The following is a 23714-nucleotide window of genomic DNA, read 5'->3' as shown; positions in this document are numbered from 1 at the left end:
TTACTCCGACAGGTATTGCTGATATTCCGGCGTACCGGGATAGAGTCGTTCGAGTTGCTGGCCAAAACGTGCGGCGGTATCAGGTTCGTCATGAACCGTCGCCAAGCGCACACCGAGCAATAGACTACGTGCATTTTGCCCGCTGAGCAGGCTAAAGCGCTCGTAATAGTCACGTGCCGGCACATAATGCCTGTCTTCGTAAGACAACTCAGCCATTTCGAGCAAGGCCCGTGGCTGGCGACTATTCAAATGCAGGGCTTTTTCCAGTTGCTGGCGGGCACTGTCGCGCTGACCGAGACGCACCGAAGTGACGCCCAGGTTCTCGAATACCCGCGACCGCTCCGGGTAAAGGGTATCGGCGGATGCCTGCTGGAAATAACTTGCGGCCTGGTCATAGCGTTTCTGCTCGAACAGGAAGCTGCCGTAATTGTTCAGCAACCGTGGGTCAGCAGGTCGGGAGGCCAGGGCCTTGAGAAAATACTGCTCGGCCAATTCAGGCTCGGCCTGGGCCTGGAACACCAGGGCCAGGGCGGCATTCGCGTCGGCATCGCCACCGTCCAGTTCAAGGGCCTTTTTCAAGGGCACCTTGGCCTGCTCGCTCATGCCTTGGCGCAGGTAACCCAAGCCCAATTGCACATAGGCAACTCGCGCCTCATCACGGCCTTTACCGGTCTGCAACGGGCGCTCATGGCCCGATGAAACACAACCGGCCACCAGGCCGGCAACAAGCAAGAGCAGCGCAAGGCGCAAGGGCATAGAGATCCTCTCTCAGATTCGATTCACAACAATTTGCGGCAAATCGTCGGCGGCGTTCAATTCACGCACCGCGATGTAACGCTCGCTGCGGCGGGTGCGGTCCATCACCTGCCCTACCAATTGGCCACAGGCGGCGTCGATGTCTTCGCCACGCGTGGTGCGTACGGTGACGTTGTAACCGGCCTGGTGCAGTTGATCCTGGAAACGACGGATGGCGTTGTTGCTCGGCCGTTCGTAGCCAGAATGAGGAAACGGGTTAAACGGAATCAGGTTGATCTTGCACGGGATGTTCTTGAGCAACTCGATCATCTCGACCGCGTGTTCAACCTTGTCGTTGATGTCTTTGAGCAAGGTGTACTCGATGGTCAGCACGCGCTTTTCGCCCAAGGACGACATGTAGCGCTGGCAAGATTCGAGCAGCATCTTAAGCGGATACTTCTTGTTGATCGGCACCAATTGGTTACGCAATGCGTCATTGGGTGCGTGCAGCGACAACGCCAGGGAGACGTCGATGTGCTTGGACAGCTCATCGATCATCGGTACCACGCCGGAGGTCGACAGGGTCACACGGCGCTTGGAGATGCCGTAGCCCAGGTCGTCCATCATCAGGTGCATGGCCGAAACAACGTTGTCGAAGTTCAGCAGCGGCTCACCCATGCCCATCATCACCACGTTGGTGATGGCACGGTCGACGGTCGCCGGGACGCTGCCAAAGGATTTGTTGGCAATCCACACCTGGCCGATGACTTCGGCGGCGGTGAGGTTGCTATTGAAGCCTTGCTTGCCGGTGGAGCAGAAACTGCAGTCCAGGGCACAGCCTGCCTGGGACGAAACGCACAAAGTGCCGCGTTTGCCCTGGGGAATGTAGACGGTCTCGACGCAGCTGCCGGACGCCACGCGCACCACCCACTTGCGGGTGCCGTCGCTGGAGATGTCCTCGCTGACCACTTCAGGACCACGGACTTCGGCAATGGCCTTGAGCTTGTCGCGCAGGGCCTTGCTGACGTTCGTCATGGCATCGAAATCGTCGACGCCAAAGTGGTGAATCCACTTCATTACCTGACCGGCACGGAAACGCTTCTCCCCGATTGAGTCGAAGAATTTTTCCATTTCCTGTTGAGTCAGCCCCAGCAGGTTGGTTTTAACAGTCGATGTAGTCATGGATTCACCCTCACTCTTTAAGCCGATGCTTAGCGAGCGGTTACTTCAGTAGCAGCGAAAAAGTAAGCGATTTCGCGAGCAGCAGCGGCTTCGGAGTCCGAACCGTGAACAGCGTTGGCGTCGATGGACTCGGCGAAGTCAGCACGGATGGTGCCGGCAGCGGCTTCTTTAGGGTTGGTAGCGCCCATCAGCTCACGGTTCAGAGCGATAGCGTTTTCACCTTCCAGAACCTGAACAACAACAGGACCGGAGATCATGAAGGCAACCAGGTCGCCGAAGAAACCACGAGCACTGTGCTCAGCGTAGAAGCCTTCAGCTTCAGCCTTGGACAGTTGCTTGAGTTTCGAAGCTACAACCTTCAGGCCGGCTTTTTCGAAACGAGTGGTGATCTCGCCGATGACGTTTTTTGCAACAGCGTCAGGCTTGATGATGGAGAAAGTACGTTGAACAGCCATGGTGTAACTCCAGAAACGGTAATTTACGAAAAATTAAACCCGCGAATTATACGCGGGTTATTGGGTATTGCCTAACTGCGTGAGGAAGGCGTCAGTCCTGTTCTTCTTTCCAGGCGGTCTGGATAGCTTCCAGGACCTTTTCGCCGCCACGGTCCCGCTCATCCTCAAACCCCGGCAAAGCCATGACCATGTCACGCAAAGCGACAAAGTTCAGCGAATAAGGGTCCAGATCCGGATAACCATCAGCCAGCAGAATGGCGATTTCTTGTACATCAACCCATTTCAGGCTCATGACATTTCCTTGAATCAATGCGGCGCTTCGGCCGCATGGTTGAGCGAATACTTCGGAATTTCGACAGTGATGTCTTCAGTCCCGACCTTTGCCTGACAGCTTAGGCGCGATTGCGCCTCAAGGCCCCACGCACGATCAAGAAAGTCTTCTTCCAGCTCATCGGCTTCTTCAAGGGAGTTGAAACCCTCGCGGATGATGCAGTGGCAGGTGGTGCAGGCGCAGACACCGCCACAGGCACTCTCGATCTCGATGTGGTTGTCATGGGCAACTTCGAGGATGGACTTGCCGGTCTCAGCCTCCACGACCATACCGTCCGGGCAATGCTCGGCGTGTGGCAGAAAAATGACCTGCGGCATTAGTTATTCCTCGATTTCATTCAGGTTGCGCCCGGCCAGTGCGGCTTTCACCGTCTGATCCATGCGGCGGGCGGCAAAAGCATCGGTCACTTGCGACAAGCGCTTGGTCTGTTGCTCGATGGCGTACCCATCGGTGCCTTTCATCAGTTCGGCCAATTCCTGCATCTGCAGGTCGATGACCATGCGCTCTTCGGCATCCAGCAGGCGTTCGCCATCCGCATCGAGGGCACCCTGCACCGCTTCGAGCAGACGCTGGGCATCCACCTGCTGCTCACGCAAGACACGGGCGACCTTGTCATCACCGGCATACTGGAACGAATCCTTGAGCATCTTGGCGATTTCGCCGTCAGTCAGGCCGTAGGACGGCTTGACCTGGATACTGGCTTCAACCCCCGACCCCAGCTCACGCGCAGCCACATTCAGCAAGCCGTCGGCGTCGACCTGGAAGGTCACGCGAATCTTCGCCGCACCCGCCACCATTGCCAGAATACCGCGCAATTCAAAGCGCGCCAGGGAGCGGCAGTCGCTTATAAGCTCGCGCTCGCCTTGCAGCACATGAATCATCATGGCCGTCTGGCCATCTTTGTAAGTGGTGAAGTCTTGAGCGCGGGCGACCGGGATGGTGGTGTTGCGTGGAATCACCTTCTCCATCAGGCCACCCATGGTTTCCAGCCCCAGGGACAGCGGAATCACGTCAAGCAACAGCAGTTCGCCGCCGTCACGCTTGTTACCCGCCAACGTGTCGGCCTGGATCGCTGCGCCGATAGCGACGACCTGGTCCGGGTCGATTTCAGTCAACGGCTGACGACCAAAAGCCTCGGCTACCGCTTCGCGGACACGCGGCACACGGGTAGAACCGCCAACCATCACCACCGCACCGACGTCTTCAAGCTCGACACCGGAGTCACGCACCGCACGACGGCAGGCTTTCAAGCTACGGGCCACCATGGGCTCGATCAACGCATCGAAGGCTTCGCGAGTCAGCTCGGCCGACCAGTCGCCGTAGGACACTTGCACAGAGGCCGCATCCGTCAGCGCTTCCTTGGCCGCGCAGGCAGCTTGCAGCAGGTTGCGCTGGGCGCCCGGGTCCAGATCGGCGGACAAACCGGCATTGGTGATGATCCAGCCAGCGATAGCGTGATCGAAGTCATCGCCACCCAGGGCGCTGTCGCCACCGGTGGCCAGCACTTCGAAGACACCGCCGGTCAGGCGCAGGATCGAGATATCAAAGGTGCCGCCGCCCAGGTCATAGATCGCAACCAGGCCCTCGGCGTGCTGGTCCAGGCCATAGGCCACAGCCGCAGCGGTCGGTTCGTTGAGCAGGCGCAGCACGTTCAGGCCGGCGAGCTTGGCCGCATCCTTGGTGGCCTGGCGCTGGGCGTCATCGAAATAAGCAGGAACCGTGATCACCGCACCGACCAGTTCGCCGCCCAAGGTGTGTTCCGCGCGCTGGCGCAGCACCTTGAGGATATCGGCCGACACCTCCACAGGACTTTTCGGGCCCTGCACGGTGTCGATGAACGGCATGTGCGACTCGCCGCCGACAAAGCGGTAAGGCAGCTGGTCGCCCAATTGCTTGACGTCGGACAGACCACGACCCATCAAGCGCTTGACCGACAGCACGGTATTCAAAGGATCGGTAGACGCTGCCAACTTGGCCGACTCACCGACTTCGGTGCGATCGGCGTGGTAGCGCACGGCGGACGGCAGGATAACCTGGCCGTCAGCGTCGGGCAGCGGCTCGGACAGGCCGCTGCGCAAGGCAGCAACCAGGGAATTGGTGGTGCCCAGGTCAATCCCGACCGCCAGGCGACGCTGGTGCGGTTGAGGGCTTTGGCCGGGTTCGGCGATCTGCAGTAGAGCCATGGTAATCAGGTCTTATCTGTCTATCAGGCGTGCGACACGGGCAGCACTGGGTTAATCGTCGAGGCGCTCTTCTAGCTGGCGCACTTCGTAGGTGAGCTTGTCGAGGAACTGCATGCGCCGCATCAGGCGCTCGGCCTGCTCACGTTGCGCGGCATCATCCCAACAGGCTGCGAAGCTTTCGTTGAGCTCATCCTGGGCCGCTTTCAGACGACGCTTGAAGACCGCGACACCGGCCAGATCGGCTTCGTCCTGCAAGTCTTCAAGCTCTTCGCGCCACTGCATCTGCTGCATCAGGAAGTCCGGATCGTGCACCGTCACTTCCAGCGGCAACTCGCCACCCTTCATCGCGAGCAGGTAACGCGCGCGCTTGGGCGGGCTCTTGAGCGTCTGATAGGCTTCATTGAGGCTGGCAGACTGCTCCAGCGCCAGGCGTTGCTCACGCTCGGAAGCGTCAGCGAAGCGGTCCGGATGTACGCCGCGCGCCAGTTCTCGGTAGCGCGTGGCAAGCTGCTCAAGGTCCAGCCGAAAGCTCGGCTGCAGCTCGAATAAAGCGAAATGACAAGGAGTACCCACGAATAGCCTCAGATGTTGAAGCTTTCGCCGCAGCCACACTCACCGCGCACGTTGGGGTTGTTGAACTTGAAGCCTTCGTTCAACCCTTCCTTGACGAAATCGAGTTCGGTGCCGTCCAGGTAGGTCAGGCTTTTAGGGTCGATGATCACTTTCTCGCCGTGACTTTCGAACACCTGGTCTTCCGCAACCACCTCGTCGACAAACTCCAGCACATAGGCAAGGCCGGAACAGCCCGTGGTGCGCACACCCAGACGAATCCCCTCACCTTTACCGCGCCCATCCAGGGAGCGTCGCACGTGCCGTGCAGCCGCTTCTGTCATGCTGATAGCCATCGTTGACTCCTTACTCGTCGCCAAATGCTTAGATCAAGCCTTTCTTCTGCTTGTAGTCGCGAACGGCCGCCTTGATGGCGTCTTCCGCAAGTACCGAGCAGTGGATTTTCACGGGCGGCAGGGCCAGTTCTTCGGCCAGCTGAGTGTTCTTGATGGTCTCTGCTTCATCCAGAGTCTTGCCTTTCATCCACTCGGTCGCCAGGGAGCTGGACGCGATGGCCGAACCGCAGCCATAAGTCTTGAACTTGGCATCTTCAATGATGCCCTGCTCGTTGACCTTGATCTGCAGGCGCATCACGTCGCCGCACGCCGGAGCGCCGACCATGCCGGTGCCGACATCAGGGTCTTCCGCGTTCATCTTGCCGACGTTGCGCGGGTTTTCGTAGTGGTCGATGACCTTTTCGCTGTAAGCCATGGTACTGAATCCTCACTCATCAGGGCCGCTCTGGAACCCTGTAGAAACGCCTGCGTTTTCCGCCACGTTCCTACAGAGCTTGGGTGGCGGCTTCTATATTTAGTGTGCCGCCCACTCGATCTTGGAGATATCGACACCGTCTTTGAACATGTCCCACAGCGGCGACAGGGTGCGCAGCTTGTTGACGGCTTCGCAGACTTTCTGCGCTGCATAGTCGACTTGTTCTTCAGTGGTGAAGCGGCCGAAGGTAAAGCGGATCGAGCTATGTGCCAGTTCGTCGTTGCGGCCCAGGGCGCGCAGCACGTAGGACGGCTCAAGGGAAGCCGAGGTGCAGGCCGAACCGGACGAAACCGCCAGGTCCTTGAGCGCCATGATCAGCGACTCGCCTTCGACGTAGTTGAAGCTCAAATTCAGGTTGTGCGGTACACGAGCGGTCATGCTGCCGTTGATGTACAGCTCTTCAAGGTTTTCGACCTGCTTGTAGAAGCGATCGCTCAAAGCCTTGATACGCACGTTTTCGGCAGCCATGTCTTCCTTGGCCACACGGAACGCTTCGCCCATGCCGACGATCTGGTGGGTCGCCAGGGTACCGGAGCGCATGCCGCGCTCGTGACCGCCACCGTGCATGGTGGCTTCGATGCGCACGCGAGGCTTGCGGCTCACGTACAGCGCGCCGATGCCCTTAGGGCCGTAGGTCTTGTGGGCAGAGAACGACATCAGGTCGACTTTCAGCTTCGACAGGTCGATATCGACCTTGCCGGTGGACTGGGCAGCGTCGACGTGCAGCAGGATACCTTTGGAGCGGGTCAGCTCGCCGATGGCCGCGATATCGTTGATGGTGCCGATTTCGTTGTTCACGTGGATCACGGAAACCAGGATGGTGTCTTCACGCAGCGCGGCCCCGATCATGGCCGGGGTGACGATACCGTCGGTGGTTGGCTCAAGGTAGGTAACCTCGAAACCTTCACGCTCCAGTTGGCGCATGGTGTCCAGGACAGCCTTGTGCTCGATCTTGGTGGTGATCAGGTGCTTGCCTTTGGTCGCGTAGAAATGCGCGGCGCCCTTGATTGCCAGGTTGTCGGACTCGGTAGCACCGGAAGTCCAGACGATTTCACGAGGGTCGGCGCCAACCAGGTCCGCGACCTGACGACGAGCGTTCTCGACCGCTTCCTCGGCTTTCCAGCCGAAAACGTGGGAACGGGAGGCTGGGTTGCCGAAGTTTCCGTCAACCAGCAGGCATTCGCTCATCTTTTGCGCGACACGCGGATCAACCGGGGTGGTCGCTGAGTAATCAAGGTAAATCGGCAATTTCATGGACTTTCTCCTAAATCAGGCTGGCTGGCGCACCGTTAGCTCTTCGGCTGTCACTCGACGGCGGACGCTTCAATCTTGTCCAGACGCGGCGCCTTGGTGTTGCAACGGCGCTGGTCCTGACGCTGGGCTACTTCTTGCACCTCACGGCGAGTCACAAGATCAGCCAAGCTGATACCACTCAAAAACTCATGGATCTGCAGGCTCAAGTCGCACCACAGGTGGTGCGTCAGGCAGGTGTCGCCGGCATGGCAATCACCCAGGCCCTGGCATTTGGTTGCGTCGACGGATTCGTTGACCGCATCGATCACCTGGGCTACCTGGATGCCCTGCATATCGCGGGACAGTTGGTAGCCGCCACCCGGCCCACGCACGCTGGAAACCAAGTTACTCCGACGCAATTTGGCGAACAGTTGCTCGAGGTAGGACAGGGAAATGCCTTGGCGCTCGGAGATATCGGCCAGGGACACCGGCCCAGTTTGCGCGTGCAAGGCCAAGTCGAGCATGGCGGTCACCGCGTATCGGCCTTTTGTAGTCAGTCTCATGGACAAGTACCAAGGTGTTTCAGAATGGGAGCAAGTATGCGATTCCCGAGTATTTAAGTCAACTATAAGACCTAGTACTTTAGTCAGGATTACCCGTAAAAAGGGCGCGCGAATCATAGCAGGATGGGCTGGGGACGAACAGCGCGAACAAGGCCGTGTAGAAACCCAGGGACCAATGGAGATCAAAATGTGGGAGGGGGCTTGCTCCCGATAGCGGTGCATCAGTCATAAATGTAGTGACTGACACTCCGCTATCGGGAGCAAGCCCCCTCCCACACTGGATTTTTGGGGCTCATAGAGCCTCAGCTGGCCTTGGTAGCGGCTTCGCTCTTGATCTCGGCGAAGTCTTCTTCGCGCAGCTCAGGAAGATCTTTCGCACAGTAGCTGCTACCCAGCTCCTTCAGCGCACCACACATGCCATCCAACTTGCCATCGACCGCCTGCAGGTGGTCGAGCAACTGACCAATGGCACGCGCCACCGGGTCAGGCATGTCTTCGCTGACGCCGTAGGCATCGAAGCCGATCTTCTCGGCCATGGCCTTGCGCTTGGCTTCCTGCTCGTCGTCAGCCTGCGGCTTGACGATAATTCGGCCCGGAATGCCGACAACGGTAGCCCCCGGTGGGACAGCCTTGGTCACCACCGCGTTGGAGCCGACCTTGGCACCGGCACCGACGGTAAACGGCCCGAGCACCTTGGCCCCAGCCCCGACCACCACGCCATCACCCAGCGTCGGGTGGCGCTTGCCTTTATTCCAACTGGTACCGCCGAGCGTCACACCCTGATAGAGAGTGACGTCATCACCAATCTCGGCCGTCTCGCCAATCACGATGCCCATGCCATGGTCGATGAAGAAGCGGCGCCCTACCTTGGCCCCCGGGTGAATCTCGATACCGGTCAACCAGCGCCCGAAGTTCGAGACCAGTCGCGCCAGCCACTTCCATCCCGCGCCCCACAAGGCGCCGGACAGGCGGTGAAGCCAGATCGCGTGCATGCCCGGATAGCAGGTCAGCACTTCAAAGGCGTTGCGCGCCGCCGGGTCACGGTGGAAAACACTCTGGATATCTTCTCGCAAACGCTCGAACATTTTTAATCCTTCCGCTTGATAAGCTCACCACGGGCCGCTTTCTGGGTTTCCGTGAGGATGCCACGCAATATATTCATTTCTGCCCGGCTCACCGAGCTACGCCCGTACAAGCGGCGCAGGCGCGCCATCAAGTGCCGTGGTTTTTCAGGATCGAGGAACTCGATGGCTACCAGGGTTTGCTCCAGGTGCTCATAGAATCGTTCCAGCTCGTCCATGGTGGCCAGTTCGCCACTTTTGGTCGAGGCAACCTCTTCCTTTTCCACTTTGCTCGGCTGGCCGGCAGCCGCCAGCCAGGCCATGCGCACTTCATAGGTCAACACCTGCACGGCCGCCCCAAGGTTCAGCGAACTGAACCCGGGGTCTGATGGAATGTGCACGTGGTAATGACATCGCTGCAGCTCTTCATTGGTCAGGCCGGAGTCTTCACGGCCGAACACCAAGGCGATTTCAGCGCCACCAGCCGCCTCCTCCACCACTTTGGTACCGCATTCACGCGGGTCCAGCAGTGGCCAAGGGATACGACGGTCACGCGCACTGGTGCCGAGCACCAGGTTGCAGCCGACCAAGGCGTCTTCCAGGGTGGCAACAACCTGGGCCTTCTCAAGAATGTCATTGGCGCCCGAAGCGCGAGCATCGGCCTCGTGGTGCGGGAACACACGCGGTTCGACCAGCACCAGGCGCGTCAGCCCCATGTTTTTCATGGCTCGCGCCACCCCGCCGATGTTGCCGGGATGACTGGTATTGACCAAGACGACACGAATGTTTTGCAGCAAGGGAGGCGCTCTCGGACACAGGAAAGGGGAGCAAATCTTACAGAACAGCCTAAGGTTATGCCACGAAAGCGAACGTCATCCTTCACCTGAAGAAAGTTTCTGCTAGAATGCGCGGCTTTCTTTAACAACCTTAGGTGACACATCCATGCAGCCCATGCTGAATATCGCGCTGCGCGCCGCCCGCAGCGCCAGTGAATTGATCTTCCGCTCCATCGAGCGCCTGGATACCATCAAGGTCGACGAAAAAGACGCCAAGGATTATGTATCCGAGGTGGATCGCGCCGCCGAACAGAAAATCATCGACGCTCTGCGCAAGGCCTACCCTACCCACGGCATCCTCGGCGAAGAAACCGGCCTGCACAAAGGTAGCGGCGAAGGCGAAGACTACCTGTGGATCATCGACCCACTGGACGGCACCACCAACTTCCTGCGCGGCATCCCGCACTTTGCCGTGAGCATTGCCTGCAAATACCGTGGCCGCCTGGAACACGCCGTTGTGCTGGACCCAGTACGCCAGGAAGAATTCACCGCCAGCCGTGGCCGTGGCGCCCAACTGAACGGTCGTCGCCTGCGCGTCAGCGGCCGCACCAGCCTGGAAGGCGCCCTGCTGGGCACCGGCTTCCCGTTCCGCGATGACCAGATGGACAACCTGGAAAACTACCTGGGCATGTTCCGCGCCCTGGTTGGCCAGACCGCCGGCATCCGCCGCGCCGGCGCCGCCAGCCTGGACCTGGCTTACGTCGCAGCCGGTCGTTTTGATGCATTCTGGGAGTCGGGCCTGTCCGAGTGGGACATGGCCGCAGGCGCCCTGCTGATCCAAGAGGCCGGCGGCCTGGTGAGCGACTTCACCGGCGGTCACGACTTCCTGGAAAAAGGCCACGTCGTTGCCGGCAACACCAAATGCTTCAAGGCAGTACTGACGGCGATCCAGCCGCACCTGCCGGCTTCGCTGAAGCGCTAAGCGAGCGAGCACAAAAAAAGCACCCCTCGGGGTGCTTTTTTATGCACTGCGTTTGACCCACACCTGACGACCAGCAACAACCAAATAGCAAATGTGGGAGGGGGCTTGCTCCCGATAGCACGGTGCCAGTCGCCACATTTGTGACTGATGCACCGCTATCGGGAGCAAGCCCCCTCCCACACTGAAACTGAACCAGGCTTGGAATTACTGCTGGTTCTGACCCAGGATCAAGCGACCTTCTTTGTCGACCGGAATCTGGCTGCCTGGATCGCGATCCATACGCACGGTGCCTTCCTTGCCATCCAGGTTGTAACGCACGTCATACCCGACAACCTTGTCGCTGATGTCGTTGACGGTGTTACAGCGAGTCTGCGTAGTCGTGTAGGTATCACGGTTCTGCATGCCTTCCTGAACCTTGTTACCGGCATAACCGCCACCGACCGCACCGGCCACGGTGGCCAGCTTCTTACCATTACCGCCACCGACCTGGTTGCCCAACAGGCCACCGGCCAAAGCACCGACCACGGTACCGACGATCTGGTGCTGATCCTGTACCGGCCGCTGCCGAGTAACTGCAACGTCCTTGCACACTTCGCGAGGCGTTTTGATCTGGGTTTTGACCGGCTGCACCGCCAACACTTGCGCATACTCAGGGCCGCTTTTAACCAGGCTGTAGGTGGCAACAGCGCCCCCGGCAGTCACACCGACAGCACCCAGTACCGCACCAACCAGCAACGACTTGTTCACGTTGAACCTCCTGACCATCACAAGCGGACCGAAACGTCCGCGCTATACCCAGCCTTGGAGCAAAAAAAAAGGCGCGAGTTCAATACTCACGCCTTCTTTGTAACAGCAGATCAACGAATACCCATCAAGGGCGGTCGTCGACCTCCTTGCCGGTAGCGGCCGGAGGGATCAAGTCTTCGCTGTTGAGGTTGAGCCAGATCAACACCACGTTGGCGATGTAGATCGACGAGTAGGTACCCGCCAGGACGCCGATGAACAGCGCCAGGGAGAAGCCCCACAGGTTGTCGCCACCGAAGATCATCAGCGCAGCGATCGCCAGCAAAGTGGAGATCGATGTCGCCATGGTCCGCAGCAGCGTCTGGGTGGTGGAGACGTTGATGTTCTCGATCAACGACGCCTTGCGCAGTACGCGGAAGTTCTCACGAACCCGGTCGAATACCACGATGGTATCGTTGAGCGAGTAGCCGATGATCGCCAACACGGCGGCCAGTACGGTCAGGTCGAAGGTCACCTGGAAGTACGCCAGGATACCCACGGTCACGATCACGTCGTGGATCAGCGACACAATGGCGCCGACACCGAACTTCCACTGAAAGCGGAAGGCCAGGTAGATCATGATGCCGACCAGCGCCATCAGCATGCCGAGGCCGCCCTGGTCGCGCAGCTCTTCACCCACCTGCGGGCCTACGAACTCGACGCGCTTGACCGAAGCCGGGTTGTCGCCACCGACCTTCTGCAAGGCATCGGCAACCTGGTGACCCAGTTGCGGGTCTTCGCCAGGCATACGCACCAGCAGGTCGGTCGTAGCACCGAAGCTCTGCACGATGGCCTCGTGATAGCCGGCCTTGACCAGCTCGTTGCGCACCAGGGTGACGTCGGCCGGCTTCTCGTAGGTCAGCTCGATGAGCGTACCGCCGGTAAAGTCCAGACCGTAGTTCAGGCCCTTATGGAACCAGCTGAACAACGCCAGAACGGTAAGGAGCATGGTGAAGCCGAACGCAACGTTGCGAACGCCCATGAAGTTGATTGTACGTAACATGGCAGCCCCTTAAATCCACAACTTCTTGAAGTCACGTCCGCCAAAGATCAGGTTGACCATTGCGCGGGTCACCATGATGGCCGTGAACATCGAGGTAAAGATACCGAGGGACATGGTGACCGCAAAACCCTTGACCGGGCCGGTGCCCATGGCAAAGAGAATCCCACCGACCAGCAAGGTGGTCAGGTTGGAGTCGAGAATCGCGGTAAATGCCCGGCCGAAGCCTTCGTTGATTGCACGTTGTACGCTCATGCCCGCCGCGATCTCTTCACGAATCCGCGAGAAGATCAGCACGTTGGCGTCTACCGCCATACCCATGGTGAGCACGATACCGGCGATACCCGGCAGGGTCAGCGTAGCGCCCAGCAACGACATCAGCGCCAGCAGCATCACCATGTTGCCCGCCAGGGCCACGGTGGCGATGATGCCGAAGAAGCGGTAGATGGCGATGATGAACAGCGACACGAACAGCATGCCCCACAAGGCGGCGTCGATACCCTTGGTGATGTTGTCGGCACCCAGGCTCGGGCCGATGGTGCGCTCTTCAGCGAAGTACATCGGTGCAGCCAGGCCGCCAGCACGCAGCAGCAGTGCCAGTTCGGACGACTCGCCCTGGCCGTTCAGGCCAGTGATACGGAATTGAGCACCCAGTGGCGACTGGATGGTCGCCAGGCTGATGATCTTCTTCTCTTCCTTGAAGCTCTGCACCGGCACGTCTTTCTCGACACCGTTGACCACTTGCTTGGTGTAGGTGGTCACCGGGCGCTGCTCGATGAAGATCACCGCCATGCTGCGACCGACGTTGCTGCGCGTGGCGCGGCTCATCAATTCGCCGCCGTGGCCATCCAGACGGATGTTCACTTCAGGGGTACCGTGCTCGCCGAAACCGGCCTTGGCGTCGGTCACCTGGTCACCGGTGATGATCAGGCTACGCTCGATCAGGGCCGGAGGACGGTTGCCTTCACGGAACTCGAACTCCTCGGCAGTGGCGCGGGAAGCCCCCGGCTCAGCGGCCAGACGGAATTCCAGGTTGGCGGTTTTACCCAGGATACGCTTGGCTTCAGCGGTATCCTGTACGCCCGGCAGCTCAACCACGATGCGGTTGGCGCCCTGGCGCTGAACGATCGGCTCGGCCACACCCAGCTCGTTGACGCGGTTACGCACCGTGGTCAAGTTCTGCTTGATGGAGTATTCGCGGATTTCCGCCAGCTTGGCCGGGGTCATCGCCAGACGCAGTACAGGTTGACCGTTCAGGTCGGCCGGTACGATGTCGAAATCGTTGAAGTTCTTGCGGATCAGCGCACGGGCCTGTTCGCGGGAAGCTTCGTCAGAGAAGCCCAGCTGGATGGCACCGTTGAGCTGCGGCAGGCTGCGATAACGCAACTTCTCTTTGCGCAGCAGGCTCTTCACGTCGCCTTCGTAGACTTTCAGGCGAGCGTCGAGGGCTTTGTCCATGTCGACTTCCAGCAGGAAGTGCACCCCACCGGACAAGTCCAGGCCCAGCTTCATCGGGTGCGCGCCGATCTTGCGCAGCCAGGTAGGCGTGGTCTGTGCCAGGTTGAGCGCGACAACGTAGTCGTCACCCATGGCCTTGCGCACCACGTCTTTGGCCGGCAATTGGTCTTCGGCCTTGGTCAGGCGCAGCAAGCCGCCCTTCGCGTCAGCCGACAGTGTTGCCGCCTTGACCTGGATACCAGCGTCGGTGAGCGCTTTGCTCGCGCGCTCCAGGTCAGCCTGATTGACTTGCAGCGAAGTGCTGGCACCGGTGATCTGGATCGCCGGGTCATCAGGATAGAGATTGGGAGCGGAATAAATAAAACCGATCGCCAGCACCGCCAGGATCAGTACGTATTTCCACAGAGGGTATTTGTTCAGCATCACGCCGCCCGCTTATAACGCGGGGCGCCTTGCGCGCCCCGTCGATTGGTAAAGGTTGTTACTTAGATCGCTTTGAGCGTGCCTTTTGGCAGCGTGGCGGCGATAGCGCCCTTCTGGAACTTCATTTCTACGGTGTCGGAGACTTCCAGTACCACGAAAGCATCGGAAACCTTGGTGATCTTGCCGGCGATACCGCCAGTGGTCACCACTTCGTCACCTTTCTGCAGGCTGCCCAGCAGGTTTTTCTGCTCTTTGGCACGCTTGGCCTGTGGACGCCAGATCATCAGGTAGAAGATGACCAGGAAGCCGACCAGGAAAATCCACTCGAAACCACCGCCCATAGGGCCGGCAGCGGCAGGCGCAGCGGCGTCAGCCATGGCGTTAGAGATAAAAAAGCTCATTTAGCACTCCAGTTGCAAATAGTGAATCTTAGGGTCGGGAAACTCAGTCCAAGGGCGGCACAGGCAGCCCGCGCTTGGCATAGAAGGCATCGACGAAGGCGGCCAATGTACCCTGTTGAATAGCCTCGCGCAAACCAGCCATCAGGACTTGGTAATGACGCAAATTGTGGATGGTATTCAACATGCTACCCAGCATTTCTCCGCACTTGTCCAGATGGTGCAGATAAGCACGGGAGAAGTTCTGGCAGGTGTAGCAATCACAGGTGGGATCCAGCGGCGAATCATCATGGCGATGGAACGCGTTACGGATCTTCAGCACGCCGGTGTCGATGAACAGATGCCCATTGCGGGCATTACGGGTTGGCATCACGCAATCGAACATGTCCACCCCGCGGCGCACACCCTCTACGAGATCCTCCGGTTTGCCAACGCCCATAAGGTAACGAGGTTTGTCAGCAGGCATCAGGCCCGGCAGGTAATCCAGCACCTTGATCATCTCGTGCTTGGGCTCGCCCACCGACAGACCGCCGATGGCCAGGCCGTCAAAGCCGATCTTGTCCAGGCCTTCCAGCGAGCGTTTGCGCAGGTTTTCATGCATGCCGCCCTGCACGATACCGAACAGCGCCGCCGTGTTGTCGCCATGGGCATTCTTCGAACGTTGGGCCCAACGCAACGACAGTTCCATGGACACACGCGCCACGTCTTCGTCGGCCGGGTACGGCGTGCATTCGTCGAAAATCATCACGATGTCGGAGCCCAGGTCGCGCTGCACCTGCATCGACTCTTCCGGGCCCATGAACACCTTGGAGCCATCCACCGGCGAGGCGAAGGTCACGCCCTCCTCCTTGATCTTGCGCATGGCCCCCAGGCTGAACACCTGGAAACCACCGGAGTCGGTGAGGATCGGGCCTTGCCACTTCATGAAATCGTGCAGGTCGCCATGCTTCTTGATCACTTCCGTGCCCGGGCGCAGCCACAGGTGGAAAGTGTTGCCCAGGATAATCTCGGCGCCGGTGGCGACGATATCGCGCGGCAGCATGCCCTTGACGGTGCCGTAGGTGCCGACCGGCATGAAGGCCGGGGTCTCCACCGTGCCACGCGGGAAGGTCAGGCGCCCACGACGGGCCTTGCCGTCGGTGGCGAGCAATTCAAACGACATACGACTCATGGCTGTTCCTCAGGGCCGGCTTCTCCAGGAGCAGTCGGCGCCGGGTTGCGGGTGATGAACATCGCATCACCGTAGCTGAAAAAACGGTACTCGTTGGCGATGGCGGCTTGGTAAGCGGCCATGGTTTCCGGGTAACCGGCAAATGCCGACACCAGCATTAACAGCGTGGATTCCGGCAAATGAAAGTTGGTGACCAGGCAATCGACCACATGGAACGGCCGGCCTGGGTAGATAAAGATATCGGTGTCACCGCTGAACGGCTTGAGCACGCCATCACGCGCCGCGCTCTCCAGCGACCGCACACTGGTGGTGCCCACCGCCACGACGCGACCGCCACGGGCCTTGCAGGCGTTGACCGCATCCACCACGGCCTGGCTGACTTCCAGCCACTCACTGTGCATATGGTGGTCTTCGATGTTATCCACACGCACCGGCTGAAACGTGCCGGCCCCCACGTGCAGGGTCACATAGGCGGTCTCGACGCCCTTGGCGGCAATCGCTTCCAGCAGCGGCTGGTCGAAATGCAGCCCGGCCGTGGGCGCGGCGACCGCGCCCGGGCGCTGGGAGTAAACCGTCTGATAGCGCTCGCGGTCCGCGTCTTCGTCGGGGCGGTCTATATAAGGAGGCAGCGGCATGTGGCCCACGCGCTCCAGCAACGGCAACACTTCCTCGGCGAACTTGAGCTCGAACAGCGCATAATGACGCGCCACCATCTCGGCTTCGCCACCGCCATCAATCAAGATGGCCGAGCCCGGTTTCGGCGACTTGCTGGAGCGCACATGGGCCAGCACGCGATGGCTGTCCAGCACCCGCTCCACCAGAATTTCCAGCTTGCCGCCGGAAGCTTTCTGGCCAAACAGCCGCGCCGGAATCACCCGGGTATTGTTGAACACCATCAGATCGCCTGGGCGCAAATGCTCAAGCAAATCAGTGAATTGACGGTGTGCGAGGGCACCACTGACCCCGTCCAGGGTCAGCAGTCGGCTGGCGCGACGCTCGGCCAAAGGGTGGCGAGCAATCAGCGAATCCGGGAGTTCAAAAGTAAAGTCAGCAACGCGCATGATGGGGTTCGTCTAGCAGGGCCGGGAAGTCTAGCGGAAATAGTGAAAATAGACCATGAAACGTGATTGACCAACGGTAATCTCATCTCTATACTTCGCCGCCATTGAGCCCTGATGGCGGAATTGGTAGACGCGGCGGATTCAAAATCCGTTTTCGAAAGGAGTGGGAGTTCGAGTCTCCCTCGGGGCACCATCTTAAAAAAAGACCTTGAAATTCAAGGTCTTTTTTTTCGCCTGCAGAAAAGTGCGCGGCCGGCGGAATGACTATTCACCGCCCACTATCCACCTGAAACACGATCCCTTTGTAGGAGCTGGCTTGCCTGCGAAGACACCCGCCCCAACACCTCAAATTCCCCACCTACACACCACCTCTATCCCCCCTCCTCCACCACTCCATTCGGCAACATCCCATCCGCCCAATCACCCACCACCGCTGTCACCACCTCCCTGAAATTTCGCATCCTTCGGCAAATGCTCCTCTCGATGACCATGCTCACCCCCATCCTTATTCTGCTGATGCCATCGCGCCAACGCCTCGGCACCGCCTTCGGCCTGCGCGATCAGCGGAGCTGACACCATCAATACAAGCCCCATGCATAAAGTCAGTTTTCTCATCTCATGTCACCTACGTGGGTTGAAACGCAAATGCGGGCACCACGAACCCCATGCTTGCGCCCCTGAAGCCAGCTGCGATTGCGGGGCGATCCGCTGGGATTGGTAGTGTTCGCGTATCGCTCTAACAACCAGGCCAGGTCCTGATAGCACGCCGCCAAGTGATGGGCGCCGAGCCTCGTCATCGACTTCGACGTTCGTCGTGCCTGGGCCGCACCGATCGACGGGGCATGGGCGTAGCGAGAGATCCGTCGTATTCCTGCTTGTGCGCACTTGGCGATGGGGGATGCGGGGTCCACGCGGCTTGCCTTGCGCTGTAGCCGCCCCAGTTCACGGTTCAGTTGAAGCGACAGGTAACCCACCTGGTAGTCGTGCTGATTGTCCGGGCCGAGCAGATTCTTCAGGGACACCATGCGGTGCTGCTGCTTCGCCTGCCATTTGCCCTGATCGATACGCTGCCCGTAGCGAAGCAACAGACGCGTTTCTTTATGCAACGCGCCTTTGAGCGCCAGGATCTGTTTGTTGGCATCCTTGGGCAGGATTTGAAAGGCCAATAAGGAAATGAGCATCGCGGCGAACCAGGCGAGCGCCTGATTGGCAAATTCGGCGAAGTCGTAGTGGGCGGTGCCACCGGTGCTGACCAGCGTATTGAACGCAATCAGGTAGGCGATACCTTGAAGCGTTTGGCGAGGTTGAGTCGTGGCATGAATGCCGAGCGACCAGAACATGGCAAGCGTCATGAACAGAAGCGGAAAGCCGTTGATATGCGGCAACAGCAGAAACTTACACACCGCGGCCGCCAGCACGGCATAGAGCGTGCCCCGGATGAAACCGGAGATGCCGTCGATGGGGGCTGCGGCGACGGCCAGCAAGGTGCAACACGGCCCCAGCACAGCCAGTAGTGTCGGGCCCTGGTCCCAGGCGGTCAGGTACCAGAGCCCGCCGACGGCCAGCGTGGCAAACAGCGCACGCAGGCCGTTGCGTGCCGCGTCCGGATAATTGCGGTGAAAACCTGCGTTGCGCACAGCTACGTATGCCTTGCGGTCGAGGCTTGAAAAACTTTCCAAGGCGCATGCGAAGTCCGCCAGCTGTTCCTGCGAGCGTTCCCTGTGCAACATCGAGTTGGGGTTTAGGTTACTGCCCAAGTCACCATCGCGGCCTATACGTATGCGACCTGCCTGATCCGCCGCCGTCGCGAACCCATAGGATGTGTTTGCGATGCCTTCGCCTAAATGCTGCAACGCCCTACCTGCATCGGCGAGGGCCGATTGGATTTCCAGTTCGGGTTTGCTCAGGGGCGCATTCAGAATCGCGGCTTGAAGTTGCGCGAGGCCGACCTGAATCGCCAGCATCCTGGTGCGAATGAGCGACGACTCTCCCCAGGCTATTCCGAGCAGGTCATCGACCTTGCCGATGTCGATGGCAAGCTGACGTTGCTCCCCAGCCAATTGCGGCGATGATTCACCCGAGAACTGCGCCGCCAGCAGCCGGGCAGTGCGGGCGCATACGTCGGACAAGGCAAGGCGGACTGTCTGCTCCGAGGTCTTGCGACTGAACAACGTGGCGATCAGGCTCAGGCTGAACACGCCCAGCACCACCGCCGTGCCGCGGGTGATGACGTGGTCAAACCCTTGCTCAGGCGCGACGAGCGCGGGCCCCAACGCCAGGCAGACGGTGTAGCCAGCCACCACCGCCGCCGTGGCCCGGTAGTGTTTCAGCAGGGTCATGGCACCGACGCACAGGCCCAACCATAGGCCGATGCCGAGGATGTACAGCAACATCTGCTGGGCGAATAAACCCGTCAGCACTAGGGCGGCGATCATGCCCACCAGCGTACCAATGGCCCGGTTCAAGCCCTTGCCTACTACCGCACCCTGAGTGGGGTGCACCAACAGCAAGACAGTCGATGCGCCAGAGAACGGCGAATCCAGGTGCAAATAGAAGCCGAGCCATAGGGCCAGCCCCGCAGCAGTAATACTGCGCAGCACGTAGCCGAAGCTAGCGGACGTATAGGGGCGGGGGATCGCGCCCATCAGTCGTATCAGGTGACGGGTCATCACATGAACGCCTGCAACCAGCGAGTGAGCCGCCAGCGAGGTTCGGTCTCCATCACCTCGACGCTGGCCGTCATGCCTGCGGCCAGTTCGACGCCGTCGGGCACTTTGTCCAACTCAATACGCACCGGCACGCGTTGCGCCAGCCGTATCCAACTGAAGGTTGGACTCACCTGCGGCAGGCCGCTGTCGCTGCGCAGCTCATTGCCATCGGCGATGCCTCGGCCCATGCTCGCCACGTGCCCGTCGAGCAGCGGGGCGAACCCCATCAACTTGATCGAAACCGGCGCCCCCAGATGGATGCCCGGCAGCTTGGTCTCTTCGAAATAGCCGGTGACCCAGAAGCTGCGGCTGTCGACCACAAAAACGTTGGTGTTGCCGGCCACCGCATAATCACCGGGTTGCAGGCGAAGCTGGGTCACGTAGCCATCCACCGGGGAGCGGATGACAGTGCGCTCAAGGTCGAGCCGGGCCTGGGCTAACTGGCTTTGTGCTACGTCCAGGCGCGCCTTGGCTACCGCCATAGCCCGCGCCGCGTTGTCGATCTCTTCACGGGCAATCGCATCAGCCAGGCGTGTCCGCCGTTTGAACTGGTCGCTGCGTTGTTCGAAGACGCTGCGGGCCTCAGCCAACTCAGCCGTGCGTTGCTGCTCCGCCAAGCGGTAGGCACGCGAGTCTATGCGGTACAACAGGTCACCCGCGCTGACCCATTGGTTGTCGCCCACCAGCAACTGCTCGACCTGGCCGGACACCTCCGGTGCGATGCGGATCACCTGGGCGCTGACCCGTCCATCCCGGGTCCAGGGTGCCAGGACGTAAGCTCGCCAAAGCTGCATGCAAAACAGCAGCGCCAGTACGCCGAGCGACAGGGTTAACGCGGTCTTTAAAGTTTTGACGATAGACATACATGGCCTCCCTCAGCAGTTCACGATCAAGGCCGAAACGACGATGAGTGAGACGAAAAAACGCGCCAGCGTCGGGTGCCAGGCCCAATCCAGCCAGCGCCGGAAAACCCGCTCGAGAAGCCGGTAAGCAAGGGTCGATACGCCCAGGTAGATCAAGAATGGAGGGACGTAGAGATTGGCGATGGAAACTTCGCTAAGCATGCGTGCACCGGCAGTCGGAGGGTCGTCGCGTCAGGGGCCGTCTCGCTGTGGCCTTGTTGAAAGCATAAGCAACGAGCATTCGTGCCGATATTGATTACACTGCCAAAATATAATCAAATCCAGCCAACCTTCGGACACCTCTCATGGCCGACATCCATCGCTATCACGTTGACCATTTTGAATTTGACGCGCTCTCACAACCTGCCGTGGCGTTGATGCTGGAAACCCAACGTAACGACAGCGAATCCGTCGAGCATAAACACCGCAAGGGCCAACTGGTGGTGGCGTACCATGGCGGTATCGTGTGCACCGTGGAGGACGGTGTGTGGATGGTGCCCTCCGGGTTCGGCGTGTGGATTCCCGGCGGTGTCGCCCACAGCAACCGGGTGACCGCGAATGGGCAGGTATGCTTTCTATTTGTGGAACCGGGCGCCGCCTCTATGCCGGAACACTGTTGCACGCTCGCGCTGTCGTCGCTGATCCTGGAACTGATTCGCCACCTGAGTGGCCTGGTGCAGAACTACCAAGGCCACTGCGCCACCGCCCGTCTGGCCGGTGTGCTGCTCGAACAACTGGAGCAGGCCCCTTCGGAACAGCTCTACTTACCCCTACCTGCTTCCCACCAATTACGTGCTATCGCTCGTGGCCTGGCGCAAGATCCTTCAAACCGCGCCACCGTGGCCGAGTGGGCACGACATGTGGCAATGAGCGAACGCTCGCTGGCACGCTTGATCAAGGGTGAAACCGGTCTGACCTTCGGTCAATGGCGCAAGCAATGGCAGATCATCGTCGCACTGCAGAGCCTGGCAGAAGGACAATCGGTGCAGCAAACCGCCGAAACGCTGGGTTATGAATCGGTGAGCTCGTTCATCGCGATGTTCCGCAAGACACTAGGCAACCCGCCAGCGCGGTACGTGCGAGGTACGGCGGCGCGCAAATATTGATTTGAGTGCTCTTTAGCGTGATCTCCCCCGCCCTCCCAACTTGCAGGATCGTTCAAGCCCTCCTGCCCCCTCCCTCGCTAACCTGACAGTCCTCACCCACCGGAGCACCCGTCATGGCCCAGCCACAACATCCCGCCCTCCCCATAAACCTCACCCAAAAAGCCTCCCTCATCGACCAACAATGGAGCCCACGCGTCGTCGCCGAGATGAACGACTACCAATTCAAAGTCGTACGCATCGAAGGCGAATTCATCTGGCACTCCCACCCCGAAACCGACGAGGCTTTCCTGGTGCTGGAAGGTACGCTGCGTATCGACCTGCCAGACGGCCCGGTTTATGTAGCGCCGGGCGAGTTGTATGTGGTGCCGCGTGGCGTCGAGCATCGGACGGCTGCCGAAGGTGAAGCCAAGCTGATGATGATCGAGCCACGGGGGATCTTGAATACCGGGCATGAAGGGGGTGACCGTACCGCGGTGAATGATCTGTGGATCTGAGGGCGGGCATTGTCTTGAGGTCGCCGGCCGTCTCAAACCGTTGATCTTGCGTCTGCCCGAAGCCGAACAGATACAGGTTTCAATGGCTTTACGGGTCCGCGAGCCTGGCGGTTCGCGGCATTGGGGTCTTTTTTTTCCGGTGCGGAACAGTGATCATCGCCCTCCCCCAAAGCCCTAGGAACCAAGACCATGGAGTTGACGCTGGAAGCGGTTGCGCTGTTTGCACTGAAGCTGGTGCACGAGACGGACGGCGGCAGCCCGCTTCTGCGGGATGATCCAGCGATGGGCGGGTATGAGCGGGAGGTATTTGGGTTGCTGGTGCGGCAGGGGAATCTGGCCGCTATTCAATCCAAAATAGCGGAGTGCGTCGATCAGGCACTTGAGGCATTGGACGGTGCCGACACGGTCATGGGCCGTGAATTGCAGCGGTTGGCGGCGGATGTGCAAAACGTAGATCGGCTGGATGAACTGCGCGAGCCGCTGACTACCCTGAAGCATTACCTCAAAGACATTCAGTGAAACACTGACCCGCTGTGCGGCGACCTACCGCCGCCCTTCCGCCGCCATCCGCACTGCCAGACCCATCAACACCGAGCCCATCATCCAGCGCTGCACCACCTGCCATCCCGGCCGGGTGACGAAAAACACCGCAATGGAACCCGCCATGGTGGCAATCACGGCGTTGACGCTCACGCTGATCATGATTTGCGTAAAGCCCAGCACCAGTGATTGCATCAGCACACTGCCGTGGCCGTTCGGGTCGATGAACTGCGGCAACAGCGACAGATACATCACCGCCACCTTGGGGTTCAACAGGTTGGTCACCAGGCCCATGGTGAACAGCTTGCGCGGGCTGTCCTGGGGCAAGTCGCGCACCTGGAACGGCGAGCGCCCACCGGGCCTGACCGCTTGCCAGGCCATATAAGCCAGATACAACGCACCGCCGAAACGCAGCGCGTCATAAGCAAACGGCACCGCCATGACCAACGCCGTGATCCCCAACGCCGCGCACACCATGTAAACCAGAAAACCCAAAGCCACGCCGCCCAGGGAAATCAACCCGGCGGTGCGGCCCTGGCAGATCGAGCGGGAAATGAGGTAAATCATATTCGGACCGGGCGTGAGCACCATACCGAGTGAGATCAGCGCATAGGCCAGCCAGTTGGACATTTCAGGCATTGTTGGGCTCCTGGAGTGTTATTCGGCCGGCGTGAAATCCTTGGCCTGCGGTGCGGGTTGGCCACCATGTTAGGGCGTCCAAAAGCAGGCTGTTAGATACAGATCTGCAAGCAAAACGGCATACAGGCGCGAGCGCTTATTGCAGTACTT

General features: G+C 59.8%; 28 protein-coding genes and 1 tRNA gene. 5 read left to right on the top strand and 24 right to left on the bottom strand.

Translation table 11 applies throughout. The annotated features are described in order from the left end of the window. From pilW to trmJ, 13 genes are all read right to left on the bottom strand, one after another. Entirely contained in the window at positions 1 to 756 is a 756-nt protein-coding gene (gene pilW, locus JBE38_RS15985) for a type IV pilus biogenesis/stability protein PilW (RefSeq protein WP_205344652.1), read from the bottom strand. Between the two features lie 12 nt (positions 757 to 768). After that, complete coding sequence (gene rlmN / locus JBE38_RS15980; protein WP_205344651.1) at positions 769 to 1917, bottom strand: 23S rRNA (adenine(2503)-C(2))-methyltransferase RlmN; 1149 nt, start codon at positions 1915 to 1917, stop codon at positions 769 to 771. A 29-nt stretch (positions 1918 to 1946) separates the two neighbouring features. Next, a complete protein-coding gene (ndk, locus tag JBE38_RS15975; RefSeq protein ID WP_060754319.1) occupies positions 1947 to 2372 on the bottom strand; it encodes a nucleoside-diphosphate kinase in 426 nt (141 codons plus the stop codon). A gap of 91 nt (positions 2373 to 2463) precedes the next feature. Beyond that, a complete protein-coding gene (iscX, locus tag JBE38_RS15970; protein WP_060754320.1) occupies positions 2464 to 2664 on the bottom strand; it encodes a Fe-S cluster assembly protein IscX in 201 nt (66 codons plus the stop codon). Positions 2665 to 2678: 14 nt separating this feature from the next. Beyond that, positions 2679 to 3020, bottom strand: coding sequence for an ISC system 2Fe-2S type ferredoxin (gene fdx / locus JBE38_RS15965; protein WP_032890689.1), 342 nt, complete (start codon positions 3018 to 3020; stop codon positions 2679 to 2681). Positions 3021 to 3023: 3 nt separating this feature from the next. Then, positions 3024 to 4886 carry a Fe-S protein assembly chaperone HscA gene (gene hscA, locus JBE38_RS15960; protein ID WP_205344650.1) on the bottom strand — a complete coding sequence of 621 codons (1863 nt, stop codon included), beginning with the start codon at positions 4884 to 4886 and terminating at the stop codon, positions 3024 to 3026. Between the two features lie 51 nt (positions 4887 to 4937). Next, entirely contained in the window at positions 4938 to 5459 is a 522-nt protein-coding gene (gene hscB / locus JBE38_RS15955; RefSeq protein ID WP_060754322.1) for a co-chaperone HscB, read from the bottom strand. 8 nt (positions 5460 to 5467) lie between these two features. Beyond that, a complete protein-coding gene (gene iscA / locus JBE38_RS15950; RefSeq protein ID WP_010565230.1) occupies positions 5468 to 5791 on the bottom strand; it encodes an iron-sulfur cluster assembly protein IscA in 324 nt (107 codons plus the stop codon). 28 nt (positions 5792 to 5819) lie between these two features. Continuing rightward, positions 5820 to 6206 carry a Fe-S cluster assembly scaffold IscU gene (gene iscU / locus JBE38_RS15945; protein WP_007929523.1) on the bottom strand — a complete coding sequence of 129 codons (387 nt, stop codon included), beginning with the start codon at positions 6204 to 6206 and terminating at the stop codon, positions 5820 to 5822. A 99-nt stretch (positions 6207 to 6305) separates the two neighbouring features. Further along, a complete protein-coding gene (locus JBE38_RS15940) occupies positions 6306 to 7520 on the bottom strand; it encodes an IscS subfamily cysteine desulfurase (RefSeq protein ID WP_205344649.1) in 1215 nt (404 codons plus the stop codon). A gap of 50 nt (positions 7521 to 7570) precedes the next feature. Then, positions 7571 to 8062 carry a Fe-S cluster assembly transcriptional regulator IscR gene (gene iscR / locus JBE38_RS15935; protein WP_003194020.1) on the bottom strand — a complete coding sequence of 164 codons (492 nt, stop codon included), beginning with the start codon at positions 8060 to 8062 and terminating at the stop codon, positions 7571 to 7573. A 302-nt stretch (positions 8063 to 8364) separates the two neighbouring features. Then, on the bottom strand, positions 8365 to 9147 hold the full coding sequence (gene cysE / locus JBE38_RS15930) for a serine O-acetyltransferase (RefSeq protein WP_060754324.1): 783 nt from the start codon (positions 9145 to 9147) through the stop codon (positions 8365 to 8367). A gap of 2 nt (positions 9148 to 9149) precedes the next feature. Next, the gene (gene trmJ, locus JBE38_RS15925; protein ID WP_060754325.1) at positions 9150 to 9920 is read right to left on the bottom strand and encodes a tRNA (cytosine(32)/uridine(32)-2'-O)-methyltransferase TrmJ; all 771 of its coding nucleotides are present in this window, start codon (positions 9918 to 9920) and stop codon (positions 9150 to 9152) included. A gap of 145 nt (positions 9921 to 10065) precedes the next feature. Between trmJ and suhB the strand changes: the two genes are divergently transcribed. Next, complete coding sequence (gene suhB / locus JBE38_RS15920; protein WP_005791195.1) at positions 10066 to 10881, top strand: type III secretion system regulator SuhB; 816 nt, start codon at positions 10066 to 10068, stop codon at positions 10879 to 10881. Between the two features lie 204 nt (positions 10882 to 11085). Here the strand turns inward: suhB and JBE38_RS15915 are convergent, their stop codons facing one another. The 6 genes from JBE38_RS15915 to queA form a co-directional block, all read right to left on the bottom strand. Continuing rightward, positions 11086 to 11628: a glycine zipper 2TM domain-containing protein gene (locus JBE38_RS15915; protein WP_205344648.1), complete on the bottom strand. Its 543-nt coding sequence runs from the start codon at positions 11626 to 11628 to the stop codon at positions 11086 to 11088. A 124-nt stretch (positions 11629 to 11752) separates the two neighbouring features. Further along, positions 11753 to 12667: a protein translocase subunit SecF gene (gene secF, locus JBE38_RS15910; protein WP_090368705.1), complete on the bottom strand. Its 915-nt coding sequence runs from the start codon at positions 12665 to 12667 to the stop codon at positions 11753 to 11755. 9 nt (positions 12668 to 12676) lie between these two features. After that, entirely contained in the window at positions 12677 to 14545 is a 1869-nt protein-coding gene (secD, locus tag JBE38_RS15905; protein WP_090368703.1) for a protein translocase subunit SecD, read from the bottom strand. Between the two features lie 62 nt (positions 14546 to 14607). Next, positions 14608 to 14946, bottom strand: coding sequence for a preprotein translocase subunit YajC (gene yajC / locus JBE38_RS15900; RefSeq protein ID WP_003175975.1), 339 nt, complete (start codon positions 14944 to 14946; stop codon positions 14608 to 14610). 43 nt (positions 14947 to 14989) lie between these two features. Beyond that, positions 14990 to 16105, bottom strand: a complete 1116-nt coding sequence (tgt, locus tag JBE38_RS15895) for a tRNA guanosine(34) transglycosylase Tgt (protein ID WP_199777945.1) — start codon at positions 16103 to 16105, stop codon at positions 14990 to 14992. A 5-nt stretch (positions 16106 to 16110) separates the two neighbouring features. Continuing rightward, complete coding sequence (queA, locus tag JBE38_RS15890) at positions 16111 to 17175, bottom strand: tRNA preQ1(34) S-adenosylmethionine ribosyltransferase-isomerase QueA (protein WP_205344647.1); 1065 nt, start codon at positions 17173 to 17175, stop codon at positions 16111 to 16113. 108 nt (positions 17176 to 17283) lie between these two features. On the opposite strand from queA, the gene JBE38_RS15885 reads away from it, so the two are divergent. Continuing rightward, positions 17284 to 17368 (top strand) — tRNA-Leu (locus JBE38_RS15885). Between the two features lie 227 nt (positions 17369 to 17595). Here the strand turns inward: JBE38_RS15885 and JBE38_RS15880 are convergent. Genes JBE38_RS15880 through JBE38_RS15865 form a run of 4 tightly spaced genes read right to left on the bottom strand, consistent with a single transcriptional unit; the run spans position 17596 to position 20947 of the window. Continuing rightward, on the bottom strand, positions 17596 to 17790 hold the full coding sequence (locus JBE38_RS15880) for a hypothetical protein (protein WP_158683646.1): 195 nt from the start codon (positions 17788 to 17790) through the stop codon (positions 17596 to 17598). Continuing rightward, positions 17787 to 19844: an FUSC family protein gene (locus JBE38_RS15875; RefSeq protein WP_205344646.1), complete on the bottom strand. Its 2058-nt coding sequence runs from the start codon at positions 19842 to 19844 to the stop codon at positions 17787 to 17789. Before JBE38_RS15875 ends, JBE38_RS15880 begins: the two co-directional genes overlap by 4 nt. Then, complete coding sequence (locus JBE38_RS15870) at positions 19844 to 20746, bottom strand: efflux RND transporter periplasmic adaptor subunit (protein ID WP_205344645.1); 903 nt, start codon at positions 20744 to 20746, stop codon at positions 19844 to 19846. The genes JBE38_RS15875 and JBE38_RS15870 overlap by 1 nt, the downstream gene beginning before the upstream one ends. A 12-nt stretch (positions 20747 to 20758) precedes the next feature. Further along, complete coding sequence (locus JBE38_RS15865; RefSeq protein ID WP_060754331.1) at positions 20759 to 20947, bottom strand: DUF1656 domain-containing protein; 189 nt, start codon at positions 20945 to 20947, stop codon at positions 20759 to 20761. Between the two features lie 143 nt (positions 20948 to 21090). Here JBE38_RS15865 and JBE38_RS15860 point away from each other — a divergent pair, with 143 nt between their 5' ends. From JBE38_RS15860 to JBE38_RS15850, 3 genes are all read left to right on the top strand, one after another. Continuing rightward, positions 21091 to 21891 (top strand): AraC family transcriptional regulator, encoded by an 801-nt coding sequence (locus JBE38_RS15860; RefSeq protein WP_161550071.1) that lies wholly within the window; start codon positions 21091 to 21093, stop codon positions 21889 to 21891. 113 nt (positions 21892 to 22004) lie between these two features. Continuing rightward, positions 22005 to 22385: a cupin domain-containing protein gene (locus tag JBE38_RS15855; RefSeq protein ID WP_060754333.1), complete on the top strand. Its 381-nt coding sequence runs from the start codon at positions 22005 to 22007 to the stop codon at positions 22383 to 22385. 189 nt (positions 22386 to 22574) lie between these two features. After that, complete coding sequence (locus tag JBE38_RS15850) at positions 22575 to 22904, top strand: hypothetical protein (protein WP_205344644.1); 330 nt, start codon at positions 22575 to 22577, stop codon at positions 22902 to 22904. A 24-nt stretch (positions 22905 to 22928) separates the two neighbouring features. Here JBE38_RS15850 and JBE38_RS15845 read toward each other — a convergent pair whose 3' ends face one another. Continuing rightward, on the bottom strand, positions 22929 to 23564 hold the full coding sequence (locus JBE38_RS15845) for a LysE family translocator (RefSeq protein ID WP_060754338.1): 636 nt from the start codon (positions 23562 to 23564) through the stop codon (positions 22929 to 22931). Between the last annotated feature and the right edge of the window lie 150 nt (positions 23565 to 23714).

Origin of the sequence: Pseudomonas sp. ICBG1301 (assembly GCF_016918385.1) — a bacterium.
Classification (GTDB): domain Bacteria; phylum Pseudomonadota; class Gammaproteobacteria; order Pseudomonadales; family Pseudomonadaceae; genus Aquipseudomonas; species Aquipseudomonas palleroniana.
This window is presented reverse-complemented; position numbering and strand designations above follow the sequence as displayed.